At 42.6% G+C, this 14947-nt stretch carries 9 protein-coding genes; 5 read left to right on the top strand and 4 right to left on the bottom strand.

What is annotated here, in order from left to right; genetic code table 11:
* Positions 1-81 precede the first annotated feature (81 nt).
* Complete coding sequence (locus NCI00_RS27675; protein ID WP_253532988.1) at positions 82-1047, bottom strand: YfgM family protein; 966 nt, start codon at positions 1045-1047, stop codon at positions 82-84.
* Between the two features lie 9 nt (positions 1048-1056).
* Complete coding sequence (locus NCI00_RS27670) at positions 1057-2085, bottom strand: hypothetical protein (RefSeq protein WP_253532986.1); 1029 nt, start codon at positions 2083-2085, stop codon at positions 1057-1059.
* 294 nt (positions 2086-2379) lie between these two features.
* Between NCI00_RS27670 and NCI00_RS27665 the strand changes: the two genes are divergently transcribed.
* The 5 genes from NCI00_RS27665 (at position 2380) to NCI00_RS27645 (ending at position 10246) form a co-directional block, all read left to right on the top strand.
* A complete protein-coding gene (locus NCI00_RS27665; protein WP_253532984.1) occupies positions 2380-3894 on the top strand; it encodes a C1 family peptidase in 1515 nt (504 codons plus the stop codon).
* A gap of 20 nt (positions 3895-3914) precedes the next feature.
* On the top strand, positions 3915-5525 hold the full coding sequence (locus NCI00_RS27660; protein ID WP_253532982.1) for a hypothetical protein: 1611 nt from the start codon (positions 3915-3917) through the stop codon (positions 5523-5525).
* Between the two features lie 51 nt (positions 5526-5576).
* Entirely contained in the window at positions 5577-7190 is a 1614-nt protein-coding gene (locus tag NCI00_RS27655; protein ID WP_253532980.1) for a C1 family peptidase, read from the top strand.
* 121 nt (positions 7191-7311) lie between these two features.
* Complete coding sequence (locus NCI00_RS27650) at positions 7312-8286, top strand: hypothetical protein (protein WP_253532978.1); 975 nt, start codon at positions 7312-7314, stop codon at positions 8284-8286.
* Between the two features lie 22 nt (positions 8287-8308).
* On the top strand, positions 8309-10246 hold the full coding sequence (locus NCI00_RS27645; RefSeq protein WP_253532976.1) for an IPT/TIG domain-containing protein: 1938 nt from the start codon (positions 8309-8311) through the stop codon (positions 10244-10246).
* An 89-nt stretch (positions 10247-10335) separates the two neighbouring features.
* Here the strand turns inward: NCI00_RS27645 and NCI00_RS27640 are convergent, their stop codons facing one another.
* Positions 10336-12633, bottom strand: a complete 2298-nt coding sequence (locus NCI00_RS27640) for a LamG-like jellyroll fold domain-containing protein (RefSeq protein ID WP_253532974.1) — start codon at positions 12631-12633, stop codon at positions 10336-10338.
* A 16-nt stretch (positions 12634-12649) separates the two neighbouring features.
* Positions 12650-14935, bottom strand: a complete 2286-nt coding sequence (locus NCI00_RS27635; protein ID WP_253532972.1) for a LamG-like jellyroll fold domain-containing protein — start codon at positions 14933-14935, stop codon at positions 12650-12652.
* Positions 14936-14947 lie beyond the last annotated feature (12 nt).

Here is a 14947-nt window from a genome sequence, read left to right as displayed (position 1 = left end):
GGTTTGGAGGGGTTGGGTTGTAAAAGGGGGTTTACGTAGCTATCGTAAAACCCCTCCAAAAATCATCATTTTACGCAAACTTTATTGAGGTATGCCCCCCAGCAATTCCTTTGCCTTCGAGCCATACTGCGGGTTTGATTCAATTTTCTGCAGTTCTGCTTTGGCTTCTGCGTATTTCTTTTGTTGGATAAGTACCAACGATTTATACCAGGCCACGTCCGCTTGGAGTTGCTCACTGTTTACTTTATTGAGGTTTGCTAATGCCTTGTCCAATTGGTTTTCTTTGAGATAGCCTATTCCGAGCAGTAGTCTTCGGTATTGCTCTTCGGCGGCGGTGATTTGCGGGCTAGTTTTTGGAGTCGGTACCGTACCCGAATTTTCGCCCGCGCCATACGTCTCGCCCGTGGGCCTTTCTTGCGGAACTTTGACGGGATTACCCAAATCCTCCAAATCTTTAATGGCTCCCTGTTGAGCTACTTCGTCAATGGCATCGTTGAGGGCGGTCATTTTTTCGCCCATTTTGTCCGATATTCCTTTCAGCTCCACAGGTTCGGCCAGTAGGCTTGGGATTTTGGTAGCGAGATCAACGGGAGGGGTTTGGAGTTGCTTTTGTTTTTCAAGCAACTCTCTTTGTCTCTGTTTCTCTAAATTTGCCAACTTTTCTTTTTGCCATGAGTTGTATTTTATTGATCCAAATATGATCAAACCTGCCCCCAAACAAGCTGCAACAGCCCACCCCCATCTAAAGTTAGATTTTTGACCACCAATAGTAATGACGCGGGTTTCTACCTCTTCCAGTTGTTCTGCCTCCACTTCCTCTTTTTCTGCTGTTTCTTCCTGCTTAGCCAAAATCGCAGCTAATTCGCTTCGGGCAGCCAGTAGCATCTTTTTTTGTTCTTGTTTGAATTTATACAGCCTAAACGCCTCAAAATCTTGGGCAAGGTCAGTATCTTGGCTTAATCTTTTGATAAAAGATTTGGCTTCTTGTTCACTTAATTCTCCGTTCAGAAAATCAGTGAATTGTATGATGTTATTGCTATTTTTCATGTCAGTATGCTATTTTAAAATTGTGATTTCTGCTAATTTAATTTTGCATTGATTAGCCCAATGGGATACATTCGTTGTTGTAATATCAGTATTGTTAAGTTCATGTGACTTTTCATGAACGGTCTTCAATAGCTCTACTACCTCTTTTTTGTTGATTTTATGTTCTTCAAAAATTAAAAATGAGATTTGATCAACAGCACTTTCTAACCAACCATCAACACTTTTTGCATTAACTTTTCTTAAACCTTCAATTATCTCATTTATTTGAAGCAAAATAGATGATTCTACTTCAAATAAACAGGTACTTGAAATCACATCATTCTCAGTAACTTCTGCTGATTCTGATCCAATCAGTGATTTCAAAACGATAACTATTTCTTTGTTTTTTAATTCTTGAACGTTATTAAGCCAAAACGACAATTTTTTGTAGATGGGCACATTCGTTTTTGCCAAGTCCTTCCAAAAAACCTTAAAAAGTTCTTCAATCCTAACTCCAAACGAGGCATCGTCAATTGAAGTTAATGGCTGTTGGGATTTACCACGTGTTGGCTGAAAATCATCATAATCAGACTCCATGTTGATTTCTTTTACATGATTTTCAACACTACCAGTATTATGTTCGCCCTTATTGTAGCCTTCTTCGTCGACTGATTCTAACAAAGAGTCATCTTCACCAATGACACCGCCTAATAGTTTAATCTCATCATCATCCAAGTTATATTGCTTTTTTAACAATTCATTTTGGGGTTTTATATGCTGCCTAAAGTAGTCTATATTTCTTCGTTTGAGTATCAGTTCAGCTTCAGCAAGAAAATTACCATAAGCATCAAATCTGTTTAGGCTTTTAAAAATGGAACTCCATGCCTCCATAGCTCGGTCTTCTGGTTTTTGGCTTTGGTCTTTGGAAGTTTGCCATTCATATTTCTTAGCACGCTCTAACAAAAAATCATACAAAAATTTGTGGGCGTAACGATGTCCTCTACGCAGGTCTTCGACAAGGTTGCCTTTGTACGTTGGGTAACTCCTCGCTTTACTCATAGTGGTTACAATGTTTGAGTGGAATGATTGTTTTAATCGTAATCGGTGGTTTTGGAGAAATATCAGCGGTCAAGCTATTTTTTTTGAAAAATTTTTCATTTGCCCTTTTTAACTTTCTCCTAACTGACAAAAATACCCCCCCTTCCAATACCCTGTATGTTCATTCGATAAGTTTTCGAGGTTTTTCAAGGCTAATTTTACCCTCTTTCGTAGCTTTAAAATAAATATTGTCACTATTGATGATGTTGGGGTAACTCCTTCGATATACCCTTAGAACCAAATCAATCAAATACTATGAAAAAGGACCTTATCTTACTTGTAACACTTGCCTTGTTGCCTTTGGTTGGCTTTAGCCAAGGGATGCTTTTCGATTCGGAGTCGTTCAAAAATGTGCCCAAGGCCCCCACGTCAGACGGATCAAAATCAATAAAACCCCTACCATTGATGTATGATTTAAGCAAATACACGCCTACCATTCTCAAGCAGGGTGAAAAAGATATGACCTGTGTGGCTATTAGTACTGCATATTATGCCGTGGGTATTCAACGCGCCGTCCAACAAGGCATCAGCTCTTCCGGAAACATCGCTAATACGTTCAGTCTTTCTCCACTATTTTCTTTTTCACGACTCCAAAAAGATTGTAGTATGGGCATAGACCTAAACGCCGTTGCCAACGATTTGAAACTAAACGGAGGGATTTCATTCTCGGCCTTAAATTCTTCCGAATGTAAGGATAAAAGGATAGCAACGATTGGCAATGACAGACATAACTACTTTAAAATAAAGGAATTTCAGTGGGTTTTTGACAAAAAGAATTTCCCCGAGGAATCCTCGATTTATGATATAAAAAAGCATGTCAGTGAAAACCGACCCGTTGTGGTGGGGTTACCGTTACACAGTAATTTTTCCAAAATCAGACAAGATTATCCCTTTTATGAACCAAGCCAGGGCACGCCATCTACTGTCACTCACAATGGTAAAATATATGCTTTATGTCATGCGGTGACGGTTGTTGGCTATGATTCTAATCGTGAGCTTATCAAATTAGTCAATTGCTATGGTTCTGCTTGGGGTCAGAATGGCTTTTTTTGGATGACAGAGGCCGATTTTGAAAGGTACGCTTTGGGTGGTTTTGTGCTGCAACTATTTCCCGAGCAATCCAGATCAACACAAGACCAAATCCCTACCTATAACGGGACTAAATTAGGAGGTGATTTTGAATTTAAAAGCATCACTACTTCTCCAAACGGTCTTATTTTCAAGACGGAAAGCCCTCGTTATGTGCGTAACGGCTTGTATGAATTAGCAAAAAAAGACTGGAAAAAGGGGCAGATGTTTCAGTTATTTGCCAAAAACAGCACGCAAGGCGAATCCATGTGTGTGTTCAGTATCAATGAACAACAACAAATTAACGTCCATTGGCCTTCAAGTTATGCCGTTTCAAAACAAGGGAGTAAGACGCTCAATACCACCGATATCTTCGGAGGCTTTGAAGTGAGCGATATGATTGGCAATAGTTCACAAGTAGTTATACCTGGTACCGAATCAGCCCTCACTATTGAAGAAAAAGGCAAAGACTACCTCTGTATTCTTTTTGGCAAAAACAGCATCCAATCAGAACTTACCGCCATATTATCAAAATTACAACAAACGGATGCCACTTTAGATTTTTCCCTCCGCCTCCGCCAAGCACTTGGGAGCAGGGCGGTTACCTCGGGAGTCACCTATTCACCCGATCAAATGCACTTTGAAGCTACCCCCCAACAAGGCGACATCGTTCCTATCATTCTCGAAGTAATATCTAAATAAAATCAGCCTATACAATAGCCATGAACACATTTTCATTTAAAAACGTAGTTCTTTGCCTACTTATGTGCGTTTGGCAATACTCCGAAGCCAAACGCACTGCTCCCATCCCCGTAGCCAAACATCTCTCTCATTGGTTCGCCCAAGCTGCTACCGAAACTGCCAACGGTTTTGTGATAGTGGGCGCACAATCGCTCTCCGACCGTCGTTCAAAGATGGTCGTCACTTACACCGATTCGATAGGTAGTCCTCGATGGACACGTACTTATCCCCAATTGAAAGGAGAAGTAGAGGCATATAGTGTAGCCAGTGATGATAGTAATCAACTTTGGGTGGGTGGGCGTCAGAATGGTGATGCCAAAATCTGGCAAATAGACTCGAAGCAAAATGGCCGTATTGCTCGTACCATATCGCTGGATACGGGATGTGTCAGAAGCATCAAAACTACTCATGAAGGACGTCTTGTAGTAGCAGTGGAACAGGGTCATTTTGTGAAAATTATCAAACTAAACGCCAATGGAAGCATCCATTGGGAAAGAAAATGGAACTCCTCAAAAAAAGCCAAAAGCCACCTTATGATCACACGTGAAGGATGGGTGATGGTAGCATTCGGTGGGCATAGCTATGCCTTGGACAAAAACGGACAAACAATTTGGTCATACCATAACGAAGCCGCACTTTGGCGCGGATTGTATCAAAGGGCCAATGGTGAAGTATTACTGGTTGGACAACAAAAAACACAGCTATTTGGTCCCGTGAATGACGAAGCCTATGTGGTGTCGGTGCGACCCTTGTTACAAAAATTTGAATGGTTCAAATCTTACGGTACTGATGAAACATTTGATACCGCCTATCAAGTAGCCGAACGCCCTAATGGGCAGTTGGTGATATTGACTCGCCAAAATCGTCGTTTACGACTTTTGGAACTCAACCAAAACCTCAGTATTGGCAAGATCAACTGGCTTACTGGTAGCCTATCCAATGAACATCTTCATCCTGTAGGGATGTTAGCACAAAGTGCGTGGCAAGACAAATGGCTGATCGTGTGCAATCATCCCGATGGGAGTGTATGGTTATATCCTTCGCGTACCCAAGAAACATCGGAGGCATTGCCTTCACATCTATCGTTTGAGGTTACTGCCAAAAATGCCAAATGGATGCAAGTATCCCTTACGCCCATAGCCGAAGTACCCCCTACGTTTAAGTTTCCTACCGATTCAGGATCTCATTCCTTGCTATTTACGCACTGTCAAGGTGATGGCTATGCCTACCTGTTGCAGCGTCCACATCATACTGAAGCATGGGAGGAAAAAAGCTGGGTACAGTTGGGAAGTAGCGATAGCCTACACTTTCAACTCTCGTCCAACTACGAGTATTTGGTATTGGTTACTAAACGACCTTTTGCTGCACCATTACAACTGTTGTTGAAAAGCGATGCCTACAGCTCTGACCAACTCCACCCCGAAAATCCTATGGGTAGTTTACATGAACAGTACCCAACCACATTTAATGAATTCCTTCAAATAAATATTTCCGCCAATGGCAATCATTTTGAAATTGCCCATTTATCAGATGATGGTTGGTTGCCACTACTGTTTAGAACTTCCGAAAAAAAAATCTCCTATAAACAATGATGTTCGACACAAAACATCGAACTAATAGTAAAACTAAACAAAATAAGCACCATGAAATTTTTCAAAAACCTATTATTCAGCCTATTATTGGCATCTTCTGCGCTTTTTGCCCAAGAACTTCCTGAATCTGACGACCTGCCCATTGACGATTCGCTTGCGTTGGACTTTGAGTTAATTGAAACCTATGGCGGTGCTAAGTCACTGGAAGTCAATGACCTTAAAGTAGTAAATCTTCGTACCAAAACTCCGCCTATCGGAAACATTGGCAACGCTCCCTCGGCTCAATCTTTGACCTGGGCCATCAGTCGCGCTATGACTATGGCCCACAAACTTTCGCCTGCTGATGCACTGTCACCGCATTTTTTGTTTGACCTGCTTACCAAAGCCAACGCCAAATGTCAGTTGGTAAAAGGGCGATACATGGCCGAGGTTCAGCAAATATTGAAAGAAGAGGGCAACATCCGTCAACGAGATTACAGTCCCTCCAATGACTGTATCAAACGACCCGATTTGGAAAAATACGGCACCAAAAAGCACTACTATGCCAATATCAATTTGGTAGTGCCTCTCAAAGCTGATTGGGATAATAAACAAATCATTTATGCCATTAAAAACGCCTTGAAATCTGGGTTACCTGTCGTTACGCTCATGCAAGCAGATGCCGCTTTCAGAACATTAAGAGGGCCAATTTGGATACCTGACGGACAGTCTAGGCTCTTTGGGCACGTAGTGGTCATCGTGGGCTATGACGATAACGCACAACAGTTTGAAATTGCGAATTGCTGGGGACAAAACTGGGGTAACAATGGATTCTGCAAAATCCGTTATGAAGATGTATTTCTGCTAAAGCAATTCTTCAAAATCACCGCCAAATCTGACTACGCCGTAGCCCGTACTAAACTAAGAACGCCCGAAAAAAAAGAGAGTGATTTGGCAGCTACCCCACCTTCCTCAAAACCAAATAAGCAGAAGCCGCAAAGAGTGCAGGTTGAGCAGACGCAAACCACTGTGAGTACTACCACAACCGTAACTATCACGCCTGCACCTACTGAAATGGATTTGCGTGGTTTTATAAAACTACGCTATCCGATAGGGCATGACCAAAACAATGATTTTTTGTTTGAAGATGTCAAAGTCTCGCTCAGAGATGGTGTGTATCAAGCAGGTAAGTGGGAAAAAGGACAGCAGTTTCAGTTGGTGGTATCAGGTCTTACACCCGAATCGTTCTTGTACCTTATTTCTGTGGATGCGCACGGAAAAGCACAGTTGCATTGGCCAAACAACGCCAACGGGGCTAAAACCCTAACAGTCCAACCCGTATCAAACAGGGTCAATGACAGCCAAACCCACTTTGTACTGCCCAATCCACGGACAATTACGGTCAATGGTCAAAATAAATTTCAAGAGCAAGCATTCACCAAAACCGCAGAAGGAACCGACCTTGTGCTGATGCTCCACGCCAGCGAAGAACTGACCCCCGATGAGTTAAATCAAATCATGCAAAGTCTTGACGGTATTCATACTGAGCAAGCCATTAAAGAGACCATTAAACGGGTTATTGGAAAAGATTTAATCGCATCTCCAAAGTACAACTCCAACCAAATCCAATACGCCGCCCGTAGCAATAAAGGCCATATTGTTCCTGTTCTTTTGCGGGTAGATTAGGGTTGTTTTTAACTCCTTTCTCCCTCATAAAAGTGATATGACTGTAGTTTTAGTCCCAAAAATAGGGGTAAAACCACAGTCTATCTTTGGTTAATTTTGTTACTCAAAATCCATTATCATTATGATTTTTCTTGTTAAATATGCGTATATAGCTCTGATAATCACTATTTTTTTTGCAAGTTGTACCCCAAAAGCGGAGCCTGTTTCCAACGACGCTGAAGTACCCGAACCACCTGGATACTTGTGTGTGTACTATGGTTACCCATCCCTTATTAATCAAGCCAAAGGAGACTTGAAAGTAGCCTCTGCCGAATTTTCCAAATTTGACTTGATTGTATTTGGCGATGGTCTTCAAAAATCCACCCATCCCGACCACATTAATACCAAAACCATAGTAGCCAATCTGAGTGCTCAAAAACGCCTTACTTTTGGATACGTGGACTTGGGTGTTTCGACCAACAACTACGCTGAGAATATCCTCCGCCAACAGATTGACGATTGGAAAAAAGTGGGTATTTCGGGCATTATGTTTGACGATGCAGGTTTTGATTACGGCGTGACCCGTGAGCGACAAAATGTGGTGATTCAACATTGCCGCCAACAAAACCTCCAAATAATGATGAACGCTTGGAATCCCGACGATGTGCTCGGTGGGAATAGCCTCATGGGAGAGAACGACTATTATTTGGCGGAGTCTTTTTTGGTTGGGAATAATAACTATTTTGACCTCAATGCGTGGAAGAAGAAAGCAGATGCCTGCCACAACTATATGAAAACCAAAGGTGTAAAAATCGTTTGCTTGGCCACAGGAGGCGAAAATATCTCACCAACATTCAATACTACCGACAAATTTTCGCTGGCTTGGGTGGGAACAGCGATGTATGGATTTCCCTACTTTCAATCCACCAACTTTCTTTATAGTGCCAATAACAATATCGTTCATTTCTTCCCGAATCTCAGCGAAAGCTATGGCACCGTATTTGAGCAAGCCGACATTCAACAAGAATCCAATATGCATTATTTTCGTAGTACCGATACTCATACATTGCATATTTATGGCAGTACGCAAGGGTACGGAAAAATTTCGCGAAGATAAACTTAACTAAAACCACCACCGCATGAGAATACAAGCGACACTAGCCAAATGGATTTGGGTATTGCTGCCCATCCTATTGCTACAAAGATGTAAGCCCCAAAGCGAGCCCATGCCTCCCGAAAATCAAGGGATCTTGGTAACTGTAAAAGACCAAAAGACCAACAAAGAAATTTCCAATGCTATTGTAAGTTGGGCTGGTCCTCAATCCGGGTCAGGTTCGACTGACAAGGATGGTACCTACAAGAAAGGGAACTTGCCTATTGGGAAATACCAAGTGACGGTTTCAGCTACCAACTATCAAAAACTACCCGCAGGCAAAGAAATGGAAGTCAGTAACGGAGTGATGCCGACAGCAATTTTTTTATTGAATTCTGAACGTCAAATCAGTTTTGATAAACCTTCTCCTTTGCGTATCAACGCCAATGATAAAGCCGTTACGTTACGCCTAACAAATGTGGGCAATCGAGGCCCTATCCGTATTTTGATAAACCCAGATAACAATAAACAATGGCTTGTAGTAACGCCCAAAGACCCTGTACCCATCGCCAAAGACCAGAGCCTTGCAGTAACCCTTGCGGTGGATAGTAGAACATTGAACATTGGGGAACATTCTGCCAATATAAGATTTGAATATACGGGTGATAATGGATTTTCTGACTATGATGATTATGTGTTGATTGTATCCGTTACCACCCCGCCTATTTCTGTCACGCCAGTTATTTCCAATATCTTGCCCCAAGCAGGGGGCTACGACACCAACGTCACCATTACAGGCCAAAACTTCGAGACCGATACCTCCAAAGTACAAGTGCTTTTTGGGGGCGACCGCAAGGCGGTCATTACCAATTGGAGTGTTACCGAATACCGAGTCAGAGTTCCTGTAGGAGCTAAAACCGATAATATCAAAGTGAGAATCGGTCAGAATACTGCAACTTCTAATGCTGTCTTTACCTACAATCTTACCTGTACTGTGAGTACCATTGCCTCTTTGCGGACTTCTTTTTTCATCAATGACATTACCGTAGCCGAGGACGGGACTATTTACTTGGCTGGGGTAGAACTAAAACCTAACTCCAACGAAATAGCTCAGGCAGGTATTTACCGTATCCCGCGTGGTAGTGGTGTTGAAACAGCGATGCTTGAACGTGAGGCGGGGTTTGCCAATGGCGACCTTAGCACTACCGCCCAAATGGTAAATCCTACCAAAATAGAAGCGGTCAATAATGAACTATACATAGCGGACCAATACGACAATACCCGCTACCGTGCCAATCACTCCGAAGGTTACGCCAGTATTCGCCGTATTGCCAACGGTCAAATCACTGCTACACCAGCACCCTACTACCAAAAAATAGCCGATAGAGTGTTTATCAACGAAATTTTACACATCCCCAAATTCAACTTCAATGGTATTTTGTTTGCCGATGGTGCGGCCTACAAAAAATACGGATTGGATGGAAGCCGTACCGACCTCACCAATTACCAGGGCTTCACTGTGTTTATGGACTTTGACGGCAATGACGTCTATACGCTCGACTTAGAACCCGAAAACAACCCAACAACTTGGCGGCTCCGAAAAAGAACTGCGACCGCTTTGCAAAATACCACCTTGTTGGCATCGGGTGCCTTGGGCATTTCGCGCCCCGATTTAGCTCCCGACCGTACCAACTACCCCAAGGGCATGGCCATTGACCCCAACAACCAATGTGCTTATGTTTTTGACCGCAACTCCAATGGGGGCTTCCTGGTACATCGTGTCAATCTGACCAATGGCACAAGCAGCATCATCTACAATGCCCCCAGCGCAGCTACCTCTCTTGAAAATGGCCTTTTGATCGATAATGGCTCAAAAGCAAATTTTGCCGCCATCTCTTGTCTCACCTACGACGATACTCGCAAAGCCGTCTTACTGGTGGATGTATTCAGAGCCAATACCGTAAGGGCGATGGAGTGTAGGTAGCCAGTTTCATGCCCCTAGATACAAAAACAGGGCATATATTATGCTCTGTTTTTGTATGCAATTCAAAATCTAACAACCAGCAACTACCTTTATTTTTCACGTTGATACAAATCCGCTACATCTGCATCCGAAAGACCGTAACTATATAGCCTAAAATTGTCCATTAAGGCAATTATTTTCTCGGGGTTTTGGCAATTAGTTGAAGAATAGGGAAATCCACTAATTGTCAAACTCCCCTCTGTTCCTCCCGGGTACCTTCTGCCAAACCCAACCGTTGACGTTGTAACGTCAACTTGATTAATGTAGGAGCCATCTAAAAATACTTTAATCGTTTTCCCCGTTTTTGAGAGTGCAACATGGTGCCATTCATCAGCCATAATTGATGAGTTTAACAATTTGACATCATCTTTCTTTCCATCAGCACCGTTTACAAAAAGATTTAATGTACTGCTTACAGGTTCTGTAAAAACCATAAAACCACTCCAATATTCACCATTTGAACAATCACTGTCCGATCCTTTTGCAAACAATACTTTTTTAGAACCTTTGAACGTCGAAGAGTTGATTTTTACTTGAAAACTGTAGGTAAAATCCCCTACGAAACGTCCAACAGTTTGATTCTGTATTTGTACGATACCAGTATTCAAATCATAAGCACTCTTTTCATTAGCAAATCTGTCTTGAGAGGGTTGGGCAGTTGAAATTGCATTATTACCGTTGCCGCTTATGTCACTGGCGTCACCGTTAAATGGATAATAGGCAACCAGCCCCTGCTCTTTCGTAAAGAGGGTTTGTACGTTGCCGTAATACGTTTGACCGTCTTTATTTGTGACATAGGCACGAATATAGTATAAGCTTCCTTTTTTTAAATTTGAAATAGTAGCTAATAACTGCCCAGTATCAAGCCTTCCACCAAGTTCATTTTTATCTGAATTCTTTAATTCAGGCTCGGCGTTTTGTCGAGACCAACAGAAGCCCGACTGCACAATCGGGCTGGAACCCAATTCGGTCAGGTTGGCCTGTATGCGAGCGGAGGTTTCGGTAATATTTGTCGGGGCACCCGTTGTTAGTTTGGCAGGAGTGGAGGGAGATTGAGTTTTGAAGGTCTCCACATTACTTAGTCCTGACTTATTAGCACCCAGTCCGTTGATGGCATACGCTTGTACGAAATAATTCGTGCCTTGGGTAAGTCCAGTCAAATTGGCACTCATTTTTCCGTTGGGATCAGCATTAGCAGGTACTTTCGTACCATTGGACATGGTGGGTGGGTTAGCGTTACTAACTAAAAAGCCTGATTCTGTGATATTTGTTCCTCCGTTGTTGGTTACAGTCGCCGATACCACCGCCGTAGTAAGCGATACGTCTTTGTCTAATACAGGATTCATGGCGAGGGTTGGTGGAGTAGGTTCGACAGAGGTTACAAACTCTCGTACTTCACCCAGGCCCTCGCCAAAAGAGTTGATAGAATATCCTCTCGCAAAGTACTTTCCCCCCGATTTAAGCCCTTTGGCCGTAGCTACAAAAGAGCCTATTCCGCCAGGCCCCATAGAAACTTTCTGGGAATTACTGGCTTTAGGGTCGCTATTTTCTGATACATAAATACCACGGTCGGTTACAGTACTCCCGCCAATGTTGGTCACGGTACAGCGCACATCTGCCGAGGTTTGGCTTATTCCCGTGGGTACATCGGTAGAAATGCTCGGAGCTTGTGGGTTGGCGATGTTCATATAGATATTCAACACATCGTTATCGGGGCGACCGTTAATGGTAAAATTGAGGGTAACCGTGCTATTATAGCTACCAAAACCCCTACCTTTAGTATCAACTGTTACGGTAATATCTTTTTGACTCCCCGCTGGAATCGTCAAGGTAGGGTTACTTATTTTGACCCAATCATCCTTCTGAGGCACTTCAATACTGAGTGTTATGCTTGACTCTGAGTGTTTGTTTTTGAAATAGACCGTTTTGGATTTTTCGCCGTCGGCAAATGTTACATTTTTGGGGGTGATTTCAAGAGTTTCGGGAGTGAGCTCAAAAGTTTCCGAAGTCATTGCGCCTACTTCTACAGTCATATCTTTTCCAGCCCGTTCCAATTTATAGTCATTGGCCGTTCCAATAACCAGATATTTACCATCAGCCATACCATCCTTGCGATAAATACCGTCTTTGTCGGTTGAACCAGAACCACTCAGTTCAGATTTTGACCATTTGACAGTGGCATTGGGGATAGGTTTTTTGGTAAACATGTCTTTGACCATGACGACGATACCTTGCGCCTGTGGCTTAGGTGGGTCTTTAGGCCCAAATAATTTACAAGAGTACAGGCCAAATACGGCCATGACAAGGCAAGCGAAGCCAATAAGATGTTTTTTTAAGTAAGTTTTCATTGTTGTGGGTAGGTTTTTAAGGTTTTTCACGGTTGTAGAGCTCTCTTACTTCAGTGTCTGAGAAGGCTTTGTTGTAGCGGCGTACATCGTCCATTTGGGCATTGAGATTACTAAACCCCTCAGAAGCACTACATGATGTCCACGATGCACCTGTAAAGGTCTTGTGATTACCCAGACTAGTAAAATTGACAAGAAAAGTTTCGCTTGTTTGTAATTGTCCATCCAAATAAAATCTCCATTTACTACCAGATTTTACAATTACAATATGATGCCATATCTTAGTATCTATGTTGTTTCTATCAATGACTCTCTTAACATTAAGGGGGGCATTACTTCCATCGCGAATAAAAAAGAGAATATCGCCATTTTGTCCTTCTGAACGTGCAGGGTCAAAATAAATCATAAAACCAGAAAAAGAAGAGCTTGTTGGACAGAATTGGTCGCCATGACCAATTATTACTTTTTTACCCCCAATAAAGTTAGAATCATTAAATTTTAACCAGATACTAAAAGTCAATTCGCCTGAAATTCCAAACTTACTCGTTAGGATTTCTGTAACAGCCCCTGTACTTACATCAACAGCTTTGTTGAGACTTCCAAATCTATCATTGACGAATTTACTACCAGTGCTTTGTGCATGATTAGCATTACCAGAGACATCTGTATAGTCTCCACTAAAAGAATAATAAGTTCTCAGATTATCTTCCTTTGTAACAAAGGTTTGGACTGAAAGACTATAAATCTCTTGGCCACCTTCTGGCTTAACATATGAACGATAATAATAATTAGAGCCTTTCTTTAAGCCAACAACTGGAGTTGATATTTGTTGAGACTGAGACTTTGTTAGATTACCAAGTGATTTGAAATCACAATCTTTAGCATTAAGCCTAGGGTCTGCATTGCTCTGTGAATAAACGAAGCCATGATCTATAATCTTTAAACTTCCATATTCTGTTATATTGCCATTGAGTACAGCTGATGTTTCTTTTACGTCATTTGCTTCCGAAACTGTCACTTTTGCCGCTACAATAGGCTCAGGTGTGTTGAAGGTAACGACGGGGCTAATACCTGGACTTGAAACCGCATTGTTGCGTGCGTACGCCACCACGTAGTACTTGGTGTTTGGTTTTAGGTTTGCCAAATTGACCACAAAATCGCCATTGGTGGGGTTTCCATTAAATTCCTGTTTGGTCGGTGTATCGGCATTGGGAGTAGGGTCAGTTTCAGAGTAGGCTACCCCATAAGATACCACATCCGCCCCACCATTATTGGTGATTTTGGCCGATACACGAGCAGTAGTAGGTGTAAAATTCGATACCTCTACTACTCTTACCCCAGGAGCGGTAAAGGTATTTGAGGTAGTGATTTTGTACTCTTCTTTACTGTAATTGATGCCGTTTTCATTGCGGGCGTAGGCACGTACATAATATATAGTACCTGGCTTGAGTGGCCCAATAGTACTGGTAAATTGTCCCGTTCCTCTGGCTTTAAAATCGGTGTATGTCCCTGGCACACCCCACTCGGGTGTCTGGGTCTCGCTCCATACGTGGCCGTGATTGGTGATAGGGGTTTTACCTACCGACATAATGGTGCCGAGTACTTCTGCGCTGGTGCGGGTGATACCCACAGGTTGGTCGCAACTAACTGAAGGAGCGTCCACATTCGGTACGGTCATGAAAATGGGATAGTTTTCGCTTGGCACTGCACCACCAAAATCAAGCGTCAGAGTGCCTTCGTACTTGGCAGGAATACGACCTTTGTCATCTACCGTGACAGTGATAGGTACTCGTCGCCCATCTTTGGGTATCGTACCCGAAGTGGGTTCTACCGAAATCCAATTGTTGTTGACTTTAATTGAAAAGCCCACATCCTTGTCAGAGTTGTTGATGATATCGAACTTCTTGATGCGTTCTTGCGCTGCAAAATCAAGCTGCGCAGGAACGAACTCTAAAACGGGTTTGAGTTGGAATAAAACGGGCGTGTTTTTTCCAACTTCTACGATTACTGCCTTTGTTTCTGTAGCATATCCTGTTTTAGAAACCGTAAGTTGGTATGCGTTACTTATTTCTAAACTGGTAAAGCGCGCTGTACCGTCTGACAAGGTTGGCAATGACTTGCTCAATGTCGTCAGGTTGACTTGTGCATTGGCAACGGGCTTGTTGGTTTTGATGTCTTGTACCGTCACCGTAATGCCTTGGTTTTCAGGAATGGGCTTGTTTCTGTCTTTATCTCTATTACACGATGGATTCAGCAAGATAAGACTCAATAAAAGAAGATAGCGAAGGTGGGCGAGCGTTTTCATTTTTGTAGATGG

Source organism: Runella salmonicolor, from assembly GCF_024158025.1.
Lineage (GTDB): Bacteria > Bacteroidota > Bacteroidia > Cytophagales > Spirosomataceae > Runella > Runella salmonicolor.
Note: the sequence above shows the minus strand (reverse complement) of the source record. Positions and strands in the feature narration are given on the sequence as shown.